Source organism: Nitrosomonas sp. (assembly GCF_040256045.1).
In the GTDB taxonomy this organism is placed as follows: Bacteria; Pseudomonadota; Gammaproteobacteria; order Burkholderiales; family Nitrosomonadaceae; genus Nitrosomonas.
In genome coordinates, this window is sequence record NZ_JBDZWD010000034.1 from 1 (window position 1) to 24,492 (window position 24,492).

At 49.1% G+C, this 24,492-nt stretch carries 19 protein-coding genes; 10 read left to right on the forward strand and 9 right to left on the reverse strand.

All coding sequences use genetic code 11. The features are described from left to right. Positions 1 to 165 precede the first annotated feature (165 nt). On the forward strand, positions 166 to 1,203 hold the full coding sequence (locus ABUL11_RS07575) for an IS701 family transposase (RefSeq protein WP_350283258.1): 1,038 nt from the start codon (positions 166 to 168) through the stop codon (positions 1,201 to 1,203). 31 nt (positions 1,204 to 1,234) lie between these two features. Continuing rightward, positions 1,235 to 1,996: a DUF2490 domain-containing protein gene (locus tag ABUL11_RS07580; protein WP_350283259.1), complete on the forward strand. Its 762-nt coding sequence runs from the start codon at positions 1,235 to 1,237 to the stop codon at positions 1,994 to 1,996. A 128-nt stretch (positions 1,997 to 2,124) separates the two neighbouring features. Here the strand turns inward: ABUL11_RS07580 and ABUL11_RS07585 are convergent, their stop codons facing one another. Both ABUL11_RS07585 and ABUL11_RS07590 read right to left on the reverse strand, forming a co-directional pair. Next, entirely contained in the window at positions 2,125 to 2,475 is a 351-nt protein-coding gene (locus ABUL11_RS07585; RefSeq protein ID WP_350283260.1) for a DUF4389 domain-containing protein, read from the reverse strand. Positions 2,476 to 2,525: 50 nt separating this feature from the next. Beyond that, positions 2,526 to 4,028, reverse strand: a complete 1,503-nt coding sequence (locus tag ABUL11_RS07590; protein WP_350283261.1) for a M17 family metallopeptidase — start codon at positions 4,026 to 4,028, stop codon at positions 2,526 to 2,528. A 96-nt stretch (positions 4,029 to 4,124) separates the two neighbouring features. Between ABUL11_RS07590 and ABUL11_RS07595 the strand changes: the two genes are divergently transcribed. Continuing rightward, positions 4,125 to 4,919: a thymidylate synthase gene (locus ABUL11_RS07595; protein ID WP_350283262.1), complete on the forward strand. Its 795-nt coding sequence runs from the start codon at positions 4,125 to 4,127 to the stop codon at positions 4,917 to 4,919. Beyond that, a complete protein-coding gene (locus ABUL11_RS07600; RefSeq protein ID WP_350283263.1) occupies positions 4,916 to 5,470 on the forward strand; it encodes a dihydrofolate reductase in 555 nt (184 codons plus the stop codon). The genes ABUL11_RS07595 and ABUL11_RS07600 overlap by 4 nt, the downstream gene beginning before the upstream one ends. 36 nt (positions 5,471 to 5,506) lie before the next feature. On the opposite strand, the gene ABUL11_RS07605 is transcribed toward ABUL11_RS07600, so the two are convergent. Beyond that, positions 5,507 to 6,754, reverse strand: a complete 1,248-nt coding sequence (locus ABUL11_RS07605) for an EAL domain-containing response regulator (RefSeq protein ID WP_350283264.1) — start codon at positions 6,752 to 6,754, stop codon at positions 5,507 to 5,509. Between the two features lie 630 nt (positions 6,755 to 7,384). Between ABUL11_RS07605 and ABUL11_RS07610 the strand changes: the two genes are divergently transcribed. The 3 genes from ABUL11_RS07610 (at position 7,385) to ABUL11_RS07620 (ending at position 14,419) form a co-directional block, all read left to right on the forward strand. Further along, positions 7,385 to 10,282, forward strand: a complete 2,898-nt coding sequence (locus ABUL11_RS07610) for an AfsR/SARP family transcriptional regulator (RefSeq protein ID WP_350283265.1) — start codon at positions 7,385 to 7,387, stop codon at positions 10,280 to 10,282. 346 nt (positions 10,283 to 10,628) lie between these two features. Then, complete coding sequence (locus ABUL11_RS07615) at positions 10,629 to 11,639, forward strand: multicopper oxidase domain-containing protein (protein WP_350283266.1); 1,011 nt, start codon at positions 10,629 to 10,631, stop codon at positions 11,637 to 11,639. Between the two features lie 41 nt (positions 11,640 to 11,680). Next, the gene (locus tag ABUL11_RS07620; protein ID WP_350283267.1) at positions 11,681 to 14,419 is read left to right on the forward strand and encodes a multicopper oxidase domain-containing protein; all 2,739 of its coding nucleotides are present in this window, start codon (positions 11,681 to 11,683) and stop codon (positions 14,417 to 14,419) included. 126 nt (positions 14,420 to 14,545) lie between these two features. Here the strand turns inward: ABUL11_RS07620 and cysG are convergent, their stop codons facing one another. From cysG to ABUL11_RS07650, 6 genes are all read right to left on the reverse strand, one after another. Continuing rightward, the gene (gene cysG / locus ABUL11_RS07625; RefSeq protein WP_350283276.1) at positions 14,546 to 15,973 is read right to left on the reverse strand and encodes a siroheme synthase CysG; all 1,428 of its coding nucleotides are present in this window, start codon (positions 15,971 to 15,973) and stop codon (positions 14,546 to 14,548) included. Positions 15,974 to 16,136: 163 nt separating this feature from the next. After that, positions 16,137 to 17,150 carry a PstS family phosphate ABC transporter substrate-binding protein gene (locus ABUL11_RS07630; protein WP_350283268.1) on the reverse strand — a complete coding sequence of 338 codons (1,014 nt, stop codon included), beginning with the start codon at positions 17,148 to 17,150 and terminating at the stop codon, positions 16,137 to 16,139. Between the two features lie 117 nt (positions 17,151 to 17,267). Continuing rightward, positions 17,268 to 18,647, reverse strand: coding sequence for a phosphoglucosamine mutase (gene glmM / locus ABUL11_RS07635; RefSeq protein ID WP_350283269.1), 1,380 nt, complete (start codon positions 18,645 to 18,647; stop codon positions 17,268 to 17,270). A gap of 185 nt (positions 18,648 to 18,832) precedes the next feature. After that, complete coding sequence (gene folP / locus ABUL11_RS07640) at positions 18,833 to 19,630, reverse strand: dihydropteroate synthase (RefSeq protein WP_350283270.1); 798 nt, start codon at positions 19,628 to 19,630, stop codon at positions 18,833 to 18,835. A 113-nt stretch (positions 19,631 to 19,743) separates the two neighbouring features. After that, positions 19,744 to 21,675: an ATP-dependent zinc metalloprotease FtsH gene (gene ftsH, locus ABUL11_RS07645; protein WP_350283271.1), complete on the reverse strand. Its 1,932-nt coding sequence runs from the start codon at positions 21,673 to 21,675 to the stop codon at positions 19,744 to 19,746. A gap of 83 nt (positions 21,676 to 21,758) precedes the next feature. After that, on the reverse strand, positions 21,759 to 22,379 hold the full coding sequence (locus tag ABUL11_RS07650) for an RlmE family RNA methyltransferase (RefSeq protein ID WP_350283272.1): 621 nt from the start codon (positions 22,377 to 22,379) through the stop codon (positions 21,759 to 21,761). Positions 22,380 to 22,422: 43 nt separating this feature from the next. On the opposite strand from ABUL11_RS07650, the gene yhbY reads away from it, so the two are divergent. From yhbY to ABUL11_RS07665, 3 genes are all read left to right on the forward strand, one after another. Further along, positions 22,423 to 22,812 (forward strand): ribosome assembly RNA-binding protein YhbY, encoded by a 390-nt coding sequence (yhbY, locus tag ABUL11_RS07655; protein ID WP_350283273.1) that lies wholly within the window; start codon positions 22,423 to 22,425, stop codon positions 22,810 to 22,812. Between the two features lie 188 nt (positions 22,813 to 23,000). Beyond that, positions 23,001 to 23,411: a CBS domain-containing protein gene (locus ABUL11_RS07660; protein WP_350283274.1), complete on the forward strand. Its 411-nt coding sequence runs from the start codon at positions 23,001 to 23,003 to the stop codon at positions 23,409 to 23,411. Continuing rightward, positions 23,408 to 23,791: a CBS domain-containing protein gene (locus ABUL11_RS07665; protein WP_350283275.1), complete on the forward strand. Its 384-nt coding sequence runs from the start codon at positions 23,408 to 23,410 to the stop codon at positions 23,789 to 23,791. The genes ABUL11_RS07660 and ABUL11_RS07665 overlap by 4 nt, the downstream gene beginning before the upstream one ends. The last annotated feature ends 701 nt before the right edge of the window (positions 23,792 to 24,492 follow it).

The following is a 24,492-nucleotide window of genomic DNA, read 5'->3' on the forward strand; positions in this document are numbered from 1 at the left end:
GGTAAAGTCAAGCCTGTGCGTTTGTGTACGTTCATCTGCAGTGTTCTCCTGAATATTGTAAATAGCACTAGAGATTCTTATATATTAGGACTTACGCAAAAAATATTTTGCAAGCTGCAAAAACAGGTAACCCCAAACGTATTTTAAATTGGTACATTGTCGGGTATGACATCGAAACGCCCGACTCGACTGGATTATTGTCAGTACCTGCTGGTGAGCCAAACCAATTACACGATTACCAATTACGCTGACCATACGCAAAACACCATGAGCCACGACGCGATTAACCGTTACCTGAGAGAAGATCGCCTGACTTCGCGTCTGATCTGGGAAAACGTGCGCTCACAGATTGAGCCTTTCCTGCATGGCTATATCGTGTTTGACGATACGGTTCTGGATAAGAACTACTCTCAGAACATCGAGCTGGTACGGCGGCAATACAGCGGCAATACAGCGGCAATCCGCACGGACTCATCAAAGGCATTGAGCCTGGTCAACTGCATGTACGTCAACCCCGAGACGGGCCGATACTGGGTGATCGATTATCGCATTTATGATCCTGATCACGACGGCAAGACCAAGCTTGACCATATGCGCGACATGCTGAACCAGATTGTCGATCATAAGCAACTGTCGTTTCATGCCGTGCTCATGGATACATGGTACGCCACCAAAGAGTTGATGTTGCACATTGATTCCTTGCGCAAGATTTTTTACTGCCCGCTCAAAGACAACCGCCAGGTCGATGATTCAGGCGGTAAAAGCCTCTATCGCCGGGTCGATTCCCTTACGTGGAGCAATCACGAATGGGCACATGGCAAGCTCATCAAAATCAAAGGTTTTCCCAAAGACTACAAAGTGAAATTATTCCGGGTGTCGGTGTCCACCCACCGCACGGATTGGGTCGTGACCAACGACCTGTCTCACGATTCCCTGGATGCCACACAAGAGGTGTGTGGCATGCGCTGGAAAATCGAGCAGTTTCACCGCGAGATCAAGCAACTCACCGGCATTGAGAAAAACCAGTGTCGCAAGGCGCGCATCCAGCGCAACCACATCGCTTGCGCGATGCTGGTTTGGATTCGTCTGACCGACCTGGCCCGAAAAACCAGGAAAACCATTTATCGCATCAAGCACGGACTTCTGGATGAATACCTGCGCCAGCAACTCAAAAATCCATCCGTCAAAATGCGCTTTGCGTAAGTCCTATATATAAAAGAAGAGAGGAGATTGCGTGTTTAAGAAAATCAGTATTTTTGTTGTGCTCGTCGCACTGAATTTGGCATTTAATCAACCAGCCACAGCTGGCAGAACCGTAGAGGATTTTCAGGTCTGGGGAAATATTACTGCACTTGGTAATTTTGGCTTCGTCAATCCAGACAACCCCGATTTGAAGAAATTCAGATGGTGGATGGAAGGACAGGAACGATTCGGCAACGATGCCTCACAGTTTACGCAGGCTATCATCCGTCCCGGTTTGGGCTATGCGATCACTGATAAAATTATCATCTGGGCGGGCTATGCCTGGATTCCCTCGGATGAACCACTGGTAACGAAATCAGGGCTCCCGTTCGATGAGCATAGAATCTGGCAGCAGGTAACCTGGGCGGATGAATTTTCTCTTGGGAAATTGTCATTGCGCAGTCGCTTTGAACAGCGCTTCTTTGATCACAATGCACCCGTTTCTGGTAGTGACGATGTGGCTTACCGTTTCCGTCAGCTGATAAAACTGGCGATTCCAATAGCCATGATCGACCCCAATCTTACTTTTATCATTCAGAATGAATTGTTCATCGGATTGAACACGGTTAGTAACCCAGGCTTTATTTCTCGTGGTTTCGATCAGAATCGCGCTTTTGTGGGTCTGGGTTACAAAGTTCATCAGAACGCGACCGTTGAACTGGGGTATATGAACCAATTCATTGACAGGCGCCATAATCCTCGTCCTGATCAAATGATGCACAATTTTGCAGTTAACCTGTTTCTGAATTTCTAATATGTAAAGTAACAATCCAGAAATATAACCACTATTATTTGCACGGATGCTTGCTAGCTAGTTCATTGAGCTGCGCATCCCTTCACCGAGCAGAGGGATACTCTCTGCACAGAAATACAGCGACACGATTACTGAAACCAGCTGGTATTTCCCGGATTCTCGTCCGGAGTACGATTATTTGTATCATCCGAAGTACGATTACCCGTATCAGAAGGCCAGGAAGAAAATGGAAACGGGCGCTGTTCGCTGTTGAATGTCAGGAACAGACTGATCTGGTAATCATACATTGCCAGCTGGCGGCCCAGTTTAAGCAGTCGGGTATTGGTCTTCCCGATCAGGATAGTCGACCCGAACTGAAACAGGGCCAACAGCACGATCAGAAATTTCACACCTCCCTGGATAAACATGAACAGCAACATAAAAAGTACACGGATCCAGGTTTCGGTACTCTGCAATCGTTGTTTTACTTCGTCATTCATAAAATGATGCCTCAAACGGGTTGATGAATTCGGCCATGTTTTTATTATTTTCAGTCAGTGCGGGACTTGCTCGTTCTTTTCTGCAGGATCTTGAGGATCTCCTGCAGAAAGTGCATCGACCAGGTCACGCCAAAACCGGTAACTTCCGTACCCACCGCGCCCAGTCCATCCTGATGACGATAAGCAGAAAGATCCATGTGCAGCCAGGGAATATCATTCACAAAATGGCGCAGAAAACAGGCAGCAAGGATATGATCGGCTTCGCTTTCTAAAGTGCACTGTTTAATATCAGCGATTTTGCTGTCGAGATCAGTCTCGTAATCACTGTCCACCGGTAATACGCATACCCGCTCACCACTTGACCGGCCAACAGCCACCGCATTCTGCGCCAGATAATCCCGGTTGGTGAAAACCCCACTGTAACGTGATCCCAACGCAGTAATCAGGCTGCCTGTCAGCGTAGCATAATCGATGATCAGATCCGGTTTTTCCCTGGCAGCGAGTGTCAGCGCATCAGCCAGTACCAGGCGGCCTTCGGCGTCGGTATGAACGATTTCTATGGTCATGCCATTCAGAGCGGTGATCACATCGTTTTGCTTGAATGCCACGGGACTGATGTGATTCTGTGCAATGGCAAGCCAGCAGTCGATATTGATCGGCAGATCGGCCCGCGTGGCTGCCAGAAGCACGCCGAGTGCCACTGCGGAACCATTCATATCCTCATGCATGCCATACATGTAGCGTGCCGGTTTCAGGTTATGGCCGCCGGTATCGAAGCAGATCCCCTTCCCCACCAGCGCAATCGTTTTACCGGTTTCCCCGTGTCCTGCCGTTCTGCGCAAATGAACAATCGCTGCATCATCCGTAAGGCTGCCCTGGGCAACGGCACTGAATGCACCTGCTCCCAATTCGCGCAATCGGGACAGCTCATATTCCTCATATTGCCAGTTTTCACTGGCGGCCAGCTTTCTGATCTGCTCGCGATAAGTTCTGGGAGTCAGTTCATTAGGTGGCAGAATGGTCAATCCTCTGGCGAGAAAATTTCCTTCTGCCTGCGCACGTTGCATGGCAAATCCGGAGGTATCCACCATCCCGTGCAGGCAAATTCGCTCCAGGGGCTTATCGTCCGGCTTGCGCTGCTTGCGTACCGGCAGAATTGCTCCGTTGACCCAGGCTACATACACTGCAAGTTCAGCCAGATGACACTTTTGAGCATCATCCCCATACACGGCAAGGTGGATTTCAGCCGGATGTTCATTCAGCAGCAACTGCATGGCCTTGCGCAGACTGGTCTGCTGCTCGAACAGCGCTTTACTGAGATCCACCATCACCCAGGCATATAACCCCCCATGCTGCAAATTAGCTGACAGGGGTGTTTCCGCCAGCCGGTTTACCGGTATACTCTGACGTTGCAGTAAATCATGCAGAATCTGCTCGGCAGGCAGCTGATATTTCCCGGAAATTTTATCTGCCTTGGGCAGAATAACCAGTAAGTGCGTAGCTTTAATCGATTCATCAAAAGTGTTATCGTTTTGTGTAAGTAGAGCGAGCATTAGTTTTCTATCCAGACGGGGCTCCTAAAAAACCCACAGGCATCATTAAAATAGCTTTGCATTATATCCGCTTGATTCACCCTTTCAGGATTATTCATGTATCAGTACCTCGACCTGATGCGGCATGTGCTGCAACACGGTCATCAAAAGAGTGATCGCACCGGGACCGGCACACTCTCCATTTTTGGCTATCAGATGCGCTTTGATCTGCAGGCAGGCTTCCCGCTGGTGACAACCAAGAAATGTCATATCAAATCGATCATTCATGAACTATTATGGTTTTTGCGAGGCGAAACCAACATCGATTACCTGAAGAGAAACGGTGTATCCATCTGGGATGAATGGGCAGATAAAAACGGTGATCTGGGGCCGATCTACGGTCATCAGTGGCGATCCTGGGCAGTTTCCGACGGCACCGCCATTGATCAGATCTCGCAAGTGATCCAACAAATCAAAGAAACACCGGATTCGCGTCGGATGATCGTCTCCGCATGGAATGTGGGTGATCTCGACAAAATGAAACTCGCTCCCTGTCATGTGCTGTTTCAGTTTTACGTGGCAGACGGCAAACTCTCCTGCCAGCTTTATCAGCGCAGTGCCGATATTTTTCTGGGCGTTCCCTTCAACATTGCCTCATATTCATTACTGACACTGATGATTGCACAGTGCTGCAACCTGAAGCTCGGAGAATTCGTCCACACCTTTGGCGATGCACACCTGTATCTGAACCACCTTGAACAAGCGCGACTGCAACTGGAACGCGAACCCAGAACACTCCCCGTCATGCAACTGAATCCGGCCATCAGAAATATTTTTGACTTCGGATACGAGGATTTTACCTTGCACGATTATGACCCTTACCCGCCTATCAAGGCACCTGTGGCCGTATGACCATCCCACCACTTTCACCTCCCCGGCTGGCGATTCTGGCTGCTGTTTCAGCCAACCGGGTAATCGGGCTGAATAATGCGCTGCCCTGGCATCTGCCGGCTGATCTCAAGCATTTCAAACAACTGACCATCGGCCAGATTGTCGTGATGGGGCGCCGGACATTCGATTCGATTGGCAAACCACTACCTGACCGTACCAATGTCGTGCTCACCCGGCAGCATCATTTTGATTGGCCCGGTATCCGCACAGCAGGTTCGATCCAGGAAGTGCTGGGTCATTTTTCCAGTGATGATCGGCAGATCTTCATCATTGGTGGTGCTGAAATCTACCGACAGACTCTATCGCTCTGCCAGCGTTTATATCTGACCGAGATTCAGCAGGATTTTGCGGGGGATACTTTTTTTCCGGAGTACGATCGTAATGACTGGCGGGAAATCTCTCGTGAAACGCATCATACCTCGGACAGCGGCATGGAATATCATTTCGTGGTGCTGGATCGCAAGCAGCCGATCAATGCAAGTGCCTGTCCGACAAATATATCCAGACGCTGAACGGTATCCGGTCTCACTGATTGGCTATAAACGCTATCACAACATCTTGCCTGCTTTCGAAGAAATCAGCGATTCGGCCTCGATTCGTACATGCCATTTCTCTACCCATTCATCCAGAGCCTCGGCTGGCATAGGTCGCGAGATGAAATTACCCTGTGCCAGATCACAACCGGTCCGACGCAGTAATTCCCAGTCTTCATGATCCTCCACGCCTTCGGCAACGGCTTCCATATTCAACTGCTTTGCCAGTGCCAGACTGGCATCATATATTGCGCGCAGCGTTTCATCACCCGAGGCACGGTGCACGAACCCCTGATCTATCTTGAGTTCATCAAACGGAATATCCCGCAATTGTGTCAGTGAGGAATGGCCGGTACCAAAATCATCGATGGACAAATGGAAACGTTTCAGACGCAAGCGGGTTAAAATCTCCAACGAGACACGCACATCTCCCATCAGCTGGCTTTCAGTGATTTCCAGTACGATTTTGCCGGGAGGAATTTCAGCCTCGGCAGCCAGCCTTACCACGGCATCCTGGAAATCGAGTGATGTCAGATTGTCCATCGATACATTGACAGCCACTTTCAGCTCATAGCCGGTTTGCTGCCATACTCTCGCCTGAACAAAAGCCTGGCTGAGCACGGTATGAGTCAGTCGGCCGATCAGACCATTTTCTTCCGCCACACCGATGAACTGATCAGGATAAACCATTCCATCCACGGGATGATGCCAGCGCACCAGCGCCTCGATACCGGCAACCGCTCCGGTATCGACCCGAACCTTGGGCTGGTAATAATTGACCAGTTCACTGGAATCGATCGCGGTTCTGATTGCATCGGCATCATAAATCTTTCGGGTATTTCCTTCTCCGCCCCGCATGGATGACGACATATCCAGCTTCATCAGCAGCATGCGCAAACTCTCGGGTTGTACTGGTTTTTGCAGATAACCCAGAATAGGGATCCGATGTGCCTGCACCAGTTTCTCCGTCGTTCTGAGCATTCGCTCGTCCTCGCCACTGACAAGAATCAGGCAGCCGGAGAATTTTCGTTCGACCAGATGGCGCACGAATTCGATACCATCCATACCGGGCATGTTGAGATCCAGCAGAATCAGATCGGGCCGGGTTGCGACATCCTCCAGCAGCTTCAAGGCATCTACTCCGTTTTCACAACGAGTGACGGATGAAAATCCCATATTCGCCAGCATTCTCATCAACAGTTTCAGTATGAACGGATCATCATCCAGGATCAGGATTCTGGTTGCGAATATATCAGCCTTCATTCTGAAAACCTCAAGTAAAAGTGCCTGTATGCGCAGGCGGATAACGTCTTACTCTGTCGGGATAATCTGTAATCAGAACAGAAATAACCAGAAAACAGAATCCTGCAATTTATTAGATATGTAGTATGCTCTAAAAAATAATATCGGATGGCTTACACTTTCTGCATGCTGAATTGCCTGAATCAGTTCCGGTAAAAAGCCAGACAGGGTATTTTGCCGGGATAAGGGCGAAAGGGGGAATCATATCAAAACTTACCGTATCAACGATTCTTTCAGTGTGGAATATTCGGGTAATGTGGCCAAGCGCGTTCACCGTACTGTCCGTTTACCCCGAAGGGGAATACCATTACTGAATTACGCATACCTGCCAAATTAAGCCAGCCAAGACTCTTCAACGTCGTCAGCCGGCATCGTCTGTTCACTCTGCTGGATGAGGAACGGGCCAGCCGCCCTGTAGTCTGGATTACCGGCCCGCCGGGAGCAGGGAAAACGACACTGGCGGCAAGTTACGTCAAAGCCCGTGACCTGCCGGTCATATGGTATCAGGTCGACGGCAGCGATACGGATATCGCAACATTTTTTTACTATCTGGCACAGGCCGGGCACAAGGCTGCGGACCATGAACATCTTGTGCTGCCGCTTCTGACACCGGAATATCTGCCAGACCTGACGGGATTCACCCGTCGCTTTTTTCGTACTCTCCTTGCTTCCGTCCCTGCAACCACAGTACTGGTACTGGACAATTACCAGGAAGCCGCACCGGAATCGATCTTTCATACAATCATTCAGGGAGCAGTGGCAGAATTTCCCGCCGGTATCAATCTGCTAGCAATCAGCCGCACCGATCCCCCACCCCAGTTCGCCCGAATGATCGCCAGTAACCTGATCGGGCGGATAGGCTGGGAAGATTTGCGCCTGACACCAGCTGAAACCCAGGCAATCGCCACAACAACCGGTCAAATATTTGACGAAGAAGCCGTGCACTTGCTGCAGGAACAGACTGGCGGCTGGGCCGCCGGACTGGTACTGATGATGGAACGCCTCAAACAAACAGGGACGGTAAGCCCGGCATTCCGGTCCGAAACCATGGAACTGATCTTCGATTATTTTGCCAGTGAAATGTTTGATCAGATGCCCCTGGCAATGCGCCAATTCCTGATACGCACCGCCATACTGCCGTATATGACATTGGAAATGGCCATCGAAATAAGTGGAAACCCGCGTGCAAAAGAGATGCTCGATTATATTTATCGTCATCAACTGTTCATCGACCGACGCACCAGCGAAGAAACCATCTACCAGTATCACGCACTATTTCGTGAATTTCTGCTTGATCGAGTCAGGGATTACCTTTCCACACATGAATCGCATAGTATTCTGCGATTAGGGGCAATCCTCATGGAGCAGAACAGTAATATTGAAACAGCTGCTGAGCTATTTGCCAAAGCGCAGGCATGGGAAGATTTGATGCGACTGATCAATGGTCATGCAGCGACGCTGCTTACACAAGGACGATATTGGACGTTACTGGAGCTGATTGCCATACTACCCGAGGCAGTAGTAGGAAATATGCCGTGGCTGCTTTACTGGCGTGGTGTCAGCAATACTCTGTCCAACCCCCGCATGGCCAGGGCAGATATCGAACAGGCTTACATCGGATTCCAGGTTACAAATGATAACGCAGGATTATTTTTGTCCTGCAGCGCCATGATGGAAATCTATCTATATGCCGAGGATGATATAACACCAGTTGTAAGATGGGGAGATCGACTGCATCAGTTATTAGCCCATCATAGTGATTTTCCTTCACAGGAAGTCGAGATTCGCACATTTGCCAATCTGTTGGGTCTGATATTTGCAGCACCCCACCATCCACTGCTGGAGATACTGGAAGCACGATTTGAGAACGTATTTCAGTCAACGGTTGAGCCATCGTTGAGGATTGCGGTCGCCAGCGCAATCACATTTCTTCTCCTGTGGCGTGGCGAGACAGACAAAATGCACCGGATCATCAATGAAATCGCACTCTTGCTCGATCATCCCTCCATCCCTCCCCTGCTTCGTATTCTCTGGCGGAATATAGAAGGGGGCTATGCCTGGCATATCATGGCATCGCCGCATATTGCCGAGCAGAAATTTCTCGATGCGTTACAAATCGCAGAGAAATCCGGCATTCTGATACTGAGCAACATGTTATGGGCACATAATGCTTACAGCGCGCTATCGGCCGGTAATATTACCGGCGCTCAGGCCTGTCTCGAACGATTTGAATCCAATCTCAACGCACAACGCAAGCATGAACTGACAGAATTTTGCTATCTGCGAGCAGGGATTGAATTTCTAAAGGGAAATTTTTCCCAGGCATTCGACGATGCCATGACTGCCCTTAAATTGCATGAGGAAACGGGCAGACCGTTTTTACGCGAGCTCAGCCGGTTTGGTCTGGCACAGATTCTGATAGAAATGGGTGATCTGGCCACGGCCAGAAACCATCTCGACATAGCTATCGAATATGCCAAAACCATGAAAAACCCGATACTTGAGTATCAGTGCCTGTTAATAGAAGCTTATTCCTGGACGAAAGAAGAGAATGATTCCCGGGCATTCATTCCATTACACAAAGGGTTGCGGATCGGCTGCCAAAACAATTTTCTCCTGCTCAATTACTGGGAACGCCCGCAAGTAACAGCACGCCTGTTCGCCCTGGCCCTTCGATTTGAGATCGAGGTGACTTATGTGCAAAACCTGATCCGCCGATATCGTATCAAAGCCGAATCTCCCGATATCGAAAATTGGCCCTGGCCGGTCAGGATTTACACACTTGGACGGTTTTCAGTTCTGTGTAACGACATACCGCTGCGATTCGAAGGAAAAACCCAGCGCAAACCCCTGGAATTACTCAAATACTTGTGTGCATTCGGTAGTCGGGCAATCAGTCAGAACCGGATAATGGATGCCTTGTGGCCGGAATCCTCGGGAGATGTGGCCGAACAAGCCCTGAGAACCACCCTGCATCGCCTGCGCAAACTACTGCAGCATGAAAAAGCAATTCGACTGGAGAATCGCCAATTATCACTGGATACAGGTTATGTCTGGATAGATTACATAGCATTCTATCGCGTGGTATATCTTCCGGCTGCTACCCAGAATACATTACAGACAGCAATCAACCGGTATCAGGGCCATTTTCTGGCAGGAGAATCTGAATCGTGGATTCTGTCTTTCCGGGAACGCCTGCACCTCCATTATTTAAACATGAGCGAGCGGCTCGGTCTGCTACTCGAACATAATAATGACTGGACGGCAGCAGCGACGCATTATCTCAGGGCCATCGGAATCGAGCCTGTAGCCGAGGTATTCTACCGTCGCCTCATGATCTGCTATACCCGGCTTGGCCGGCCTGCCAGAATACACTCCACCTATCAGTGTTGTTGCCATACTCTCCTCTCCTATCTGGGGACCAGCCCCAGCCAGGAAACCCAACTTCTCTACCAATCACTCATAGCAAGCTTACGTAGTACCGAGTAGCTCTGGAATTCCTGGTATGACGATCTCATACTGCTCGAACCTCAAATAGATATCCCATCAGATAAACCTGAAATCAGGAAATACGTCTTCTACAGACAGCCGATATGGTTTTCTGAGGATGGATTATGCAAATACCATAAGAAACATCCCTCTTTCCTCCTGTCTTTTGATTATTTTCCAATCTGTAACCGATATGTAACGTCTGATTTGCCACAATCCTACCTCTTGTCATATTTCCGGGAATGAAACGGCTATCTTGGATCTGTTACAGGAGATGAAATATGAAATTTACATTCAAGAGCGAATTAAACGCTTGATTCATAATATTCAACAGAGGAGAAGAAAAATGGAACTCGAGTTCGGTGGTGGATTCCCCACACATGATTCTCATCCATTGCACCATCTGAAAAGATCGTGCAAAACATTATCGACTGGCATAGCCTGGTCGATGGCCACCCTCACATTGTGGCTACTGTTTTCTGCAACCACAGCGGTAGCAGGAAATTTACACAACATTGTCATATACGCTGAAAGACTGGCGGATGGTCTGTATGGATACCGCATGGCTGGGCACATAGTCAGGCAGCCTGACGGGACACAGACTGACATCACAAACCATTATGTCACCAGTACCGCCACGATCCCGGGGCCGACTATCATTCTGGATGAAGGAGATGTAGCTGAAATCGAACTCCTGCATCAATTCGATCCGCATACCCCCTTCCAGGAGCATGTCAGCCTGCATGTCCACGGTGTACATTACGATCGGGAAAGTGACGGCACTCTGAAGTACATCAATCTATATAAGGATGAGAGCGCGGTTCCTCACCTCTCCTATACCTATCGCTGGGATGCCGCACCCGGTACAGCCGGCACCTGGCCCTACCATGACCACAACATGGAGAGCCACAACGGGGCAGAGGACAGAGGTTTGTTCGGTGCTCTTATCGTTCGTTCAGCGTCGGAAGCCAGACAGGCCAAGGCCGGCAACAATCGTTCACCGAATATTGCCAAGGACTATGTGTTCTACCTCGGTGACGATGCCTTCTGGGCCATGGAAATCGATAACGCCACCGGCAAACAGACTGCTCTGGGTACGAACCCTCCCCTCACTGCACAGCGCAATACCAATGTCAGATTCCATCTGATTGCCCTGGGCACCAACTTTCATCAGTTCGAGCTGCCGAAGTATCAGTGGACCGATCCAGGCACACGCAACACGATCAACCGGAAAGTCCTGGGGCCGCTCGAAAAACACGTCTTTACAGTCAAGGCGACCCATTCCTCGCGCTACCAGGATACTGCCTTCGCCAGCAGATTACTGGGGATGCAGGGTGATTTCATCGTCACCCGTTGATCATGTGCATATTGATCTGTTTCTCAAATCAAGGAAAAAAAATGAGATCCAACACTTTTATACAATTTGCGGCAACGCTGGTTGCATTTGTTGCTGCCTGCCTGTTTCCCGCCTGGTTGATGGCAGCAACCCACAACGTCGTACTATCGGCTGAAACCTTGCCAAACGGCCAACCCGCCTATAAATTGCTCAGCCACACCAGCAATAACGGTACCGTACCAGGCTATGCAACCGAAGCCACTATTCCCGGACCTACACTGTTCATCAAAACAGGGGATAAAATCAATGTCCAACTCACCAACAATACTCAGTCCCCAGTCAGTTTCACTGCCCCCGGTCTTTCAACGGGTAATAGTACTCCGGCAGCTCCGGGACAAACAAAAAGCTACCGGCTGAATGCCAGAAAGGCCGGTACTTTTGCTTACCATGACGAGAAAGCACCGATGCTGGGCTTATTCGGTGCGATCGTGGTCGATGAATCGAATGGCCACGTTCAAAGCTATGTGGATGGCGATGGCACTATCGTTTCCACCAAACGCTCTCAGCTGAGCAAGGAATTCGTGCTGTTCATGGTAGGCTCCACTTTCTGGGGAACTGAGATCAATCGGAATGGCAATCAGCAGCCTCTGTGGGCCAACCCGGATCTGGGTGCCTACCAGGATGATCTCCTCCGCTTCCACGTACTGGCAGTAGGCCCGGGACATACCTTCCATCTGCATGCACACCGCTGGATCGAACCCGGCAGTACTCAGAAAGCTCCCCATATCATCGATACCCATATCCTGGATGACCTGAATAACAGCCATGTCTTCACCATCAAGGCGGGAACCGGGGTCGGCCCGGGTGTTTGGCAACTTCACTGCCATCTGATATCACATATGCAATCCGGGATGAACAGCCGAATTCATGTGGTTGCCCGTGACTCAGGACAGTCTGCAGACAGTATCGTTGGTGCATCCCCCAGTGGAGCCATTTTTCTCAATGACAGCGACCAGCCCGGACTGGTCACATTTATCGTAAGTGATGAGCCTGCCGGCTGGTTCAGAAGTGCTCGCGGTGACGCACTGAGCCCGGTAACGCATACCAAATCACTGGAAATCATCCCTCCGGGCAGCAGCGTTCACTTCGTCATGTCGGATACTGCGGGTGTACACACCATCACCAGCCTGTTGTGGCCAAGCGAAGCCGGACATAACGACCACGGCGGCGATCATTTCATGATTCCGTTCGACGAAACCAAGGCCTACCGGGGTGGCGCCATCCTCAAACTCAACGTACCTGGTCTGTACGTGTTCACCTGCAAGATCCATCCATTCATGTTTGCCGCTGTGATTGTCGATGATCCGGCAACAGACGGTCTGGATCTGGGCAACACCATCGATCTGGTTTCAGGAATCAAGAATCTGCCGACCAGCAGCGATCTCGCCACACGTTTGCTGCATACCTTCTTTGTAACAACTACGCCAAAAAATTGGCAGGATTTCACTTCTCCCGATCCCTGGAAGATCGCTTATCCGGATGTAGATGTCGCCGTGGATATCGGCAAAGTACGGTTGCCCGATGTATTGAATACACGTTACGGCAACAACATCAGCCTATCACCATTACCTCGTCCGGCAGTATCGGGCGTAGGTGAGGTCTGGGTCGATACCCAGTTCGAGAAAACTGCCGGTAAAACCAAACCAGGCACGATCACAGTGGTTGACACCAGCAATTGGACGCTCAAGCGGAAAATTGCCCTGCCACAAATCAACCTGAACAATCCACACAATATGTGGCCAAATCGCGATCATTCGATTGTCTATACCACTCAGTGGTTCGATAACAAACTGACCGCAATCAAGCAGAAAACGGGCAAACTGATCAGTAACGTTCAGGTGGGTGATTCGCCTTCTCATGTCATGACACTGCCCGATACGGATGACATTACCGTTGCCATCAACGGTGAAAATGACATCGTTATCATTCCAGCCGGCACGACCAAGGTGAACTATGCCTTACTGACACAGAATCATGGACAGGCACCTGGCAACCCTCATGGTCACTGGATTTCAGCAGATGGCAAACGTATCATCACACCCAATATCAATACTCACGATGCGGGTTTTTATGATGTCGAAGATGGCAAAATCGTTGCCAGAACGGCAACGGGTGAAGGACAACCAGGAGCACACCCGATTGCAATCGGCATGCTGCCGGATTCCAGCAAGGTATATGCGGCCAATTTGCTGCATCATAGTGTCAGTGTCATGGATGGAGATGGCAACTTCATCAAGAACATTAATCTGATCGAACATTACAATCCGATTACCGGTGAAATCAACGGACCAATCGGAATATTACCGATCCAGTCACCGGTATCACCCGATGGCAAGGTCATGGTAACAGCTTCTTATGGAGGCCAGATTGTCGTGATCGATACGAGAACGGATAGTATCGTTAAGTCACTACCGTGCGATCCCGGTTGCCACGGAGCCAATTTTGGCGCCAAGAAAGGTGGAGGATACTATGCCTATGTCACCAGCAAATTCTCCAATCGGCTGATCGTAGTCGATCCGGATCCGAATGGTGATGGTGATCTGAGTGACGCTGAGGTTGCCGGTGCCGTTACGCTGGTAGCTGATAACAGTGTGCCCAAGGACGATAAAATCAGCAGCCTGGCAGGTTTTGGCGGTCAGGGAGTTGTGGCATTACCCAACGTCTATAATGGCTGGGTACAAAATCTCAACTCCCAATGGTCAGCCGGACTTACTGATCAGCAACGTAATCCGGTTCAGTAATCATCTGACAAACTGAACGCCAAGGGCTGGAGGCAGGATATGCCTCCAGCCTGTCTGACTATCATATGCTTGCGGCCTGGTAGCCGCTCTATCCCTGACTGCTTAGGCTATACGCTATGATGAAAATTAAAGATGTCCCGGGCAAGAGGATGTATCTACTGATTCCGGAGTCGAATTGAACCAGGCGAGTTTCTGATGAAGTTTGACGACTTCTCCCACAATAATCAGTGTGGGAGGTTTCAGTAGATTCTGCTGAATGATGGCCGGTAAAGTTTCCAGTGTCCCTGTCAATACGCGCTGGTTAGGGGTCGTTCCCTGCTGAACGATCGCAGCCGGTGTAGTTGTCTGCAGGCCGTGCGCAATCAGCTGCCGGCATAATTCGGTGACTCCCAGCAGCCCCATATAGACGACGATAGTCTGATTCGGACGTGCCAATGCCGGCCAGTCAAGCTGTATAGTGTTGTCTTGCAGATGTCCCGTCACAAAAACACAGGACTGTGCATGATCACGATGAGTCAGAGGAATCCCTGCATAACTGGCTACGCCTGATGCCGCTGTAATCCCGGGAACGACCTGGAATGGAATGTGGTGTTGCGACAGGGTTTCGATTTCCTCACCTCCTCGCCCGAAAATAAAGGGATCTCCCCCTTTCAGACGCAGAACCCGTTTACCCTCCCGCGCCAGCTTTACCAGCAGTTCGTTGATCGATGTCTGCGGCAGGGTATGCTGATTACGCGCCTTCCCTACATAGATACGCGCTGCATCTTGTCTGACCATATCCAGAATGGCAGGAGAAACCAGCCGATCATAAATGACCACATCTGCCTGCTGCATCAGGCGCATGGCCCGGAAAGTCAGTAAATCGGGGTCACCCGGGCCTGCGCCCACCAGATAAACTTCTCCGGTAGGAAGCGGATCAGTACTGTTTTCCAGCGCTTCTGACAGATAATCCTGCGCAGCCTGATCCCTACCGGCGAATACCATTTCTGCAAACGGTCCCTGCAACATTTTCTCCCAAAAAGAACGACGATTCTCCGGATGGATAAAACGCTGCCTGACCTTGTCACGAAACCGTGCGGCATGTTCGGCCAGCCGACCATAGGCAGAAGGAATCAGCGCTTCCAATCGCGAACGTAACAGCCTCGCCAGTATCGGAGAAGTACCACCACTTGAAACTGCAACGATGATCGGAGAACGATCAAGAATAGACGGCATGATAAAGGTACATAAATCCGGATTGTCTACGACGTTTACCGGAATACCCACTTTCCTGGCGGCAGCGGAGACTGCCTGATTTACTTCATGATCATTGGTGGCAGCAATGGCCAGCACCTTATCCCGCAAATGATCCGGCTGGAAAAGTTCAGCAGTATGAGTGATCGCAGGTGATTGCAGCAGCAGATTACTCAACTCATCGCTGATGGCAGGAGATACCACATGGATACGGGCATGAGCCCGCAGCAGCAGCCTGATTTTGCGGATGGCAATCTCTCCGCCGCCCACAATCAGGCAATCACGCTGTTTGATATTGAGAAAAACAGGTAAATAATCCATCCAGGCCACGGAACTTAACAAATAATAATTGTTTGATCCGTTGAAAATGTTACCAGAATGATGCGAAGATCTATGATATACAATCAGGCCAGATGAACCTTTACTGGGACAACGTGGACCATTTCGTATCGGTAATCACAATCTTATCGAGATCGCACGCCGGTTATTGAACCCTTTCCCGCTTGTATAGATCCTCGATAGCCATACCCATCCCAGCTTCCCCACCGAATACCGTACCGAGTGTCTTGTTCTGAAGATGCTTGATGTTGAAATCGTAAAACTCTTTTTTCAATGGAAAATATCTCACTTCCTCAACCAACTGTTGCGCGTGTTGCATGTAAAAGGTGACAAATTCCCTGACTTCGGGTTTGCCCGCCGATTTTGCATTCACATAGATGAAAAGGGGACGCGATAACGGCTGGTAACTTCCATTCTGGACCGTAAGCATGGAAGGCAGAATACCACCTGCACCATTATCAATTGCCACGGCTTTCAGTTTCTGATGATTTTCGATGTAGTAGGCAAAGCCAAAGAAACCCAATGCATTCAGATCACTCGCCACACCCTGCACAAGCACATTGTCATCTTCCGAAGCTGTAAAATCTCCACGACTGGATTTTGCCTTACCAACCACGGCCTCGGTGAAATAGTCGAATGTTCCTGAATCCGCTCCGGCACCGAACAGTTTGATTCTGGCATCGGGCCAGGCCGGATTGACCTGGTTCCAGTTGAGTATTTTTTCCTGGGCTGCCGGCTCCCAGATTTTTTTCAATTCAGCCACTGTCATGGATTTGATCCAGTCATTTCCAGGATTGACTACCACTGTCAAAGCATCGAAAGCAATTGGCATTTCGATGTATTGCACACCATTCTGCCGGCATTGCTCCATTTCAGAAGACAGGATCGGGCGAGAAGCATTCACAATATCGACTTCATCCCGGCAGAATTTCTTGAATCCCCCACCCGTGCCGGCGATACCGGCGGTAACCATAATGGCCCCTTTCTTAGCAGCCTGAAAATCTTCCGAAACAGCCTCTGTAATTGGAAAGACTGTACTTGAACCACTGATTTTTACCAGCGGCCTGGCTTGAACCATCGTGGTGGTTCCGCTCAAGAGAGCAAAACCAAGAATTGCGAACAGAAATCCGGTATCGAATCTCAGTAAAAATTGCTGCATGATAGCCCCCTGTTTACAAGAATTTGATAATAATGATTGACTGCAACTCATACCTCATGACCATCATCAGGTATGCATAAGAATAAACAGGGGATATTACAGATTTGTGGTCGTAATTCAGCAGCTCTCGATCATCGTGGAAGCTGCCTGCTGACGAACTGTTTCAGCAATTTTCTCTGCCCAGTATTCGGTTTGTTGCAGTACCTTTCCTTCTACCATGACCCTGATTAGCGGCTCCGTTCCGGAAGCACGCAAGAGAATACGACCATCGTTTCCCAGTGCCTGTTCCGCCTCATTTTTACAGGCCTCAATCGCCAGATTGCTCCGAAAATCAAAATTCCCGGAAACCTTTACATTGATCAAGCACTGAGGAAAGAAGACGACATCATGCATAAAATCAGCCAGCGTCAGGCCGGTATCACGCAATGCGTACAGAACCTGGAGAGCTGAAATAATACCATCCCCCGTAGTGTGTTTATCCCGGCAGATAATATGACCAGAATTCTCGGCACCCAGATACCAGTCGTTTTGCTGCAACAGTTCAGAAACATAGCGGTCCCCGACATTTGCCCGGGCAAATGGAATCCTGAGTCGCTCGAAAGCCTGTTCGACCGCCAGATTGGTCATGAGTGTTCCGGCTACCCCACCCTGCAACACACCACGCTGCTGCCGGTGTTTGCCAATGATATAAGCCAGACTGTCACCATCGTATAATATCCCTTCCCTGCTGACCATCAGTACGCGATCACCGTCACCATCCACGGCAATCCCGATATCAGCCCCATGCTGCAGAACTGAATCCTGAAGTGCCTCGATATGGGTCGCTCCACATTCGTAATTGATGTTGAAACCATCCGGGCTGGCATGAGTCATTATCACATCAGCTCCCAGCTCATGCATGACATGCCCGGCAATATGGTAGTCCGCACCATTGGCACAATCAACCACGATGCGCATCCCTCGCAAATCGAGCTGATTGGGGAAAGTGCTTTTGCAGAATTCGATATACCTGCCTGCAGCATCTCTGAGACGCTGTACCCTGCCTAATTTGATAGAAGGTGTCGTCTTCACAGGCTGATCCAGTTCGGCCTCGATCTGAAGCTCCATACCGTCTGGTAATTTTGAGCCTTCGGACGAAAAAAACTTGATGCCGTTATCATCAAACGGATTGTGGGAAGCAGAAATGACTGCACCTGCCTGGATACGCAAAGCCCGGACAAGATAAGCTACAGCCGGTGTCGGCAATGGACCGGACAGCAGTACATCCACACCTGCTGCTGAGAAACCGGCTTCCAATGCAGATTCCAGCATATAGCCCGATATCCGCGTATCTTTACCTATCAGCACCGTCGGTCGTTTATCCGCAGCCAGCCGTCGATCAGAGGCCAGTAACACTTTACCGACAGCGTACCCCAGACGCAGAAAGAAATCCGGGGTGATCGGAAAATCCCCTACCTTCCCGCGAATACCATCCGTACCAAAATATTTTTTCTTCATTTCACTATCTATCGCTTTCCCAATGAATATATCTAATATGTCCCGACCGGGATTTGCAGAATCAACCCATATCCCGCAAACATCATTCACGGCTGCAAGCAGCCGAATATGGTTTGATCGGTAACTTTGGCACAATCATAACCATCCGGAAGTGATTATCATCACAGCCAGGTACTGAGACAGGATTACGGATGTACCAGAAAACCCGGGTAAATACGATTTACTGCTGCAAAAACCGAGAATGCATCGTATGTGGCTTTAACATCATGTACCCGGACGATCCGGGCTCCCTGACCCACTGCCAGCAGCGCTGCAGCCACACTGGCATGGATACGGTTATTCACTTTATTACCCGTAATCGTTCCCAGCATGGATTTACGTGAAAGACCTGCCAGAACGGGAAAATTCATGGAAGCAAGGCAATTCAGCCGCTGCAGCAACGTGCGATTATGCTCGAACGTCTTGCCAAAACCGAAACCAGGGTCGATGACGATACGCTCTCGCTCTATTCCGGCTGATACTGCTGCTGCAATTCGCCGCTCCAGAAATGATATGACTTCGGCAACCACATCGGAATATTGAGGATTACGTTGCATCGTTTCCGGTTTTCCCTGCATATGCATGAGACAAATCATGACTGTGCTGTCTGTAACGACATCTAATGCGTCCGGAGCCTGTAACGCATTGATGTCATTGACGAGATCCACTCCAGCGTCAATTGCGACACGCATGACTTCAGGTTTGGAAGTATCGACGGATACCGGAATATTCATGCTCAGAACAAACTCTATGACAGGCATTATCCGTAACAACTCTTCCTCTGCCCCCACAGATCGACTCCCTGGACGGGTGGATTCTCCTCCAATATCGAGGATGTCAGCCCCTTCCTGAATCAGGCGCCTTGCCTGTTCAATTGCTTTTTCAGTCGTATCGAAATATCCCCCATCGGAAAAGGAATCGGGCGTGACATTGATTACACCCATGATCAGCGGACGATTTTGCTGGAAAATTCTTTGCAGTCTGTTCACTTGGATAAGAAAAATGGCCTGTGCGTCAAAAAAACGTACAGGCCATTGGAAGGAAAATAATGTAGCTTTTAAATTTCGACTTTCTGGGCAGCAGGTGCCTCGGTCGTTGCAGGTTCACCGGTCGGTTGTTTTATTTCATCGACTGCTGAGCCTGCTGAACCTTTATCCTGCCGTGCAGAAGAAGTCGGTGCCTGTGGCGGACGTGGCGGGCGACCCTCCATAATATCCTTGATCTGGTCGCTGTCTATCGTCTCCCACTCAAGCAATGCCTGAGTCATTGCCTCGATTTTATCCTTGTTCTCTTCGATCAGTTTACGTGCAAGCGCATACTGCTCATCGATGATACGGCGAATTTCGGCATCGACCTTCTGCATGGTTGCTTCACTCAGATTTTTGTGTGTAGTAACTGAGCGGCCAAGGAATACTTCACCCTCATTTTCACCATACACCATAGGTCCTAACGTTTCAGACATACCCCATTGTGTCACCATTTTACGGGCAGTATCCGTTGCCCGTTCAAAGTCATTGGAAGCACCGGTAGTCATCTGTTCCATGAATACTTCTTCTGCAATACGGCCACCAAACATAACCGCTATGGTTTGTAATATCTGATCACGATCCATGCTGTAACGATCTTCCGAAGGCAACTGCATGGTGACACCCAATGCACGCCCGCGCGGAATAATCGAAACCTTATGAACCGGATCGGTCTTAGGCAACAGATAAGCTACCACCGCATGCCCGGATTCATGATAGGCGGTATTACGGCGTTCATTCTCCGGCATGACGACGGAACGACGCTCTGCCCCCATCAGAATCTTGTCTTTCGCACGTTCAAAATCATCCATATCGACCAAGCGTTTACCAGCGCGTGCAGCAAACAGCGCAGCCTCGTTGACCAGATTGGCAAGATCAGCCCCTGACATACCAGGTGTACCTCTGGCAAGGATACCGGCTTTAACGTCAGGAGATACTGGGACCTTGCGCATGTGCACCTGCAAGATCTGCTCCCTGCCGCGTATATCCGGCAATGGAACGACGACCTGTCTGTCGAACCGGCCAGGACGTAACAACGCGGGATCAAGTACATCTGGACGGTTGGTAGCAGCAATGACGATCACACCCATATTGCCTTCGAAACCATCCATCTCAACCAGCAGCTGGTTCAAGGTCTGTTCACGTTCATCGTTTCCACCTCCCAGTCCGGCACCACGCTGACGTCCAACCGCATCGATCTCGTCGATGAAGATGATGCAGGGTGCGTGCTTTTTCGCCTGTTCGAACATATCTCTCACTCTGGAAGCGCCTACACCTACGAACATTTCAACGAAATCTGAACCGGAAATACTGAAAAACGGTACTTTCGCTTCACCAGCAATGGCACGAGCGAGCAATGTTTTACCCGTTCCCGGACTGCCGCACATCAAAACACCACGGGGAATACGCCCGCCCAGTTTCTGAAATCTGGAAGGATCTTTCAGGAATTCCACCAGTTCGGCAACCTCTTCCTTGGCTTCTTCGCAACCGGCCACATCCGCGAAAGTTACATTATTGTTCTTATGATCGAGCATCCTCGCTTTGCTTTTCCCGAACGAGAAAGCACCACCATTTCGGCCTCCTCCCTGCATTTGACGCATAAAAAAGATCCAAACGGCAATCAGGAGCAACATCGGAAACCATGAGACCAGTATGCTCATTAACATGGAGGGTTCTTCTTCCGGTTTTGCTTCTACCGATATACCTGCTTTCAATAGATCACTTACCAGCCAAGGGTCAGAAGGTGAATGAACGATAAACTGGCGACCATCCGTTTTCGATCCTCGTAAAGTCCGGCCGTCAATTACTACCTTGGCAATCCTACCCTGATGCATTTCACTGATAAATTGTGAATATTCCATAGGAGGCTGCGATGGCTGCCGTGTGGAGAATTGGTTGAATACTGTCATCAGTACCAGAGCAATCACCAGCCAAATAGCCATGTTCTTAATCAGATTATTCATATTAGCTCCTCAATTTTGCTCTTCGACGAAACCGGGTTATGACACATATATGCGGTTTTTTACAAGATTGTCACCGCAGTCTATCAGATTATTTTTTCCAGTCCCAGCAAATATAGCTCTTTACTGCGATCTCGCGAAGCCTTTGGTTTCCTGATGACAACTTTTGAAAAATCAGCTTGCATCATCTGTCGGAAAGCTTCAAAGTCACTTCCCTGAAAAGCTTTGACAAGGAAATTTTTGCCGGGGTTCAAATGTTCTCGACAAAATATCAAAGCCAACTCCGCCAGATACATACCTTGAGCCTGATCACTGACACGGATGCCAGTAAGATTGGGTGACATATCGGAAATAACAAGATCTGCACGTTTTCCGCCCAGGGCTGTTTCCAGCGTCGTTAGAATTTCATTTTCACGGAAATCCCCTTGAATGAACGTTAAGCCGGGCAATGGCTGCATATCCAGTATATCGAGTGCAAATATCTTTCCTGTTGGTCTAATAAATTCGAGTGCTACTTGTGACCAGCTGCCTGGCGCCGCACCCAGATCGACAACTGTCATTCCTGGTACAAAAAGAGCATCCTGTTCAGCAATCTCTCGCAACTTGTATGCGGCACGCGAGCGATAGCCTTCGTGGTTGGCTTTGCGGACAAAATTATCATTGATATGGGCCTTTATCCAGGCCCTGCTGGTTCTGGCAGATTTCATCAGATAAAAATCAGGTAAAATTCAACTCTTTTAGGAAAGTTTAATGCTTGCACTTGATATGGAGCAGCGCCGTCAACTTGCAGCCAACGCACATCACCTGGATCCAGTAGTCACGATCGGTAAAGATGGTCTGACTGAGAATGTCATCAGCGAACTGGATCGAAGCCTTCTGAAACATGAGCTTATCAAGGTGAAGGTACTCAACGGCAATCAAGATCGAAGAGCTTCCCTCCTGGAGCAAATCTGTTTCTCATTAAATGCGGCCCCTGTCAAACAAATCGGCAGGATCTTGATTATATACCGGATAAATCCTGACAAAAAAATCGCTGGAGCCACGACTTCAGATACCCCCAAATCCGGCCCCAAACGAAAACTCAAACCCCAATCTGCACAATCCGCAAAGAAAACGTATAGAAATAACAGCAGAAAATAGGACTGTATCTTCACCTGTCCACCGAAGCTATAAAAACGAGTAAAATTCACCATAGATCCGAAATCCAACGCCCAAGCCACGTATGACATCCTCTTTTCCAAAGAGTGTTGGGCCTTCTTCCCGGGCAAGTTTCCTAATACCTCATGATCTGGTATAACTCAGCCCAATTCACGTATATGGAGATGTCTATGAGCACAAAACTTGAATTACCGATCCAGGAATTTACTACCCCCTACCCGGTCACGGCTCGTGAAGACAGCTCGATCGATGAATTACTGGATCTCACCAAAAACCTCAAAGTGCGACATATTCCTATCGTATCGGATAGAAAGGTGGTAGGTATCGTCAGCGACCGGGATCTTAAAATTATCTCGGCCTTGAGTACCCGTGAGAAATTTCTGGTCAGGGCTGCCGATCTGATGACACCTGATCCCATAATTTTTCGGGGCAGTACATCCATCGAAGACGTTATTCTGAAGATGTCCGAAAAAAAGATCGGCAGCGTGCTGGTTAGTGACGAACAGGGAAATCTGCAAGGCATATTCACAGTAACCGATGCGCTGGATATTCTGATAGAAATATTGCGAGGCACGAAATGACGAAAGTACGTGATTTGACGACCCCGATGCCGCAAACGATAGGTTTCGACATTTCAGTGGAAAAAGCTCTGGCCATGATGAAAGAATATGCCTGTCATCATCTGCCTGTACTCGATGGCGGAAAACTGGTGGGTGTTCTGAGTGACAGAGATCTTTCAATGGCCTGGCACGGCTCAGGCAACATCAGGGCCGAACATCTCGTCAAGGATCTAATGACTGATACCCCCGTCGTCATCGATCCCTCCGCCGAAATCAGTACAGCCATCCGAACCATGCTGGACAACAGAATCAACAGTCTTATAGTCCGAGCAGAAGAAAATCAGCCGTGGGGCATTCTTACTTCGACAGATCTTCTTCGTTACATCATGGATAAGGCCTGAAAAGAAAACAGCAAACCTCTGCCCTATTTCCCCTCATCTGGTTCCGGATCTACTGGCAGCATAAATTTAGGAGCATATTCTCTTCCCTCATCTTATTACCTATCGCAAATGATACGGATAAAATTTGATATTTCTACCTGGTAACAACCGAAATATATGGCCATATCCGAATGCACTATGAAAAAAAGCCTGTACGGAAATTCCGTACAGGCTCGAAGGGAGGCCAGTTCTAATTATGGCCATCAGAGGGTTTAACGGTTGCGGAAATCCACGCAAAAACTATTATTTATGACGCAGGATTTTCAGAATCGTTCAATAACCCCGGATCCGGCACTTACTCATAAACATAACAGCGATACTCAGGTTGTTATCGGAAATAGTCACAATTCCATACTACAGTGAACGTAACCCTATTATTTTCTGGAAGAAACACGAATAAATCGGCTATATTGCCCATAGCAGTATTCAACCGCTTGAGAATCTTCTGATTTGTGCTATTTAAATTTAAGATAGGCAACCAATTCAGCAAAAGATGCTTGCTGCAGTATGATGAACACACCAGTGCCTGGCAGCAGATTCTTCCTGATCTGTAGCAATTATAATAACGAAAAAGTAATATGAAATCATAGATAAAGATTTCAATGATTCTAGGGCGTGTTGACGTTTCACATAGGTAGCCAGAGGGTCATGCAGGCCATTGC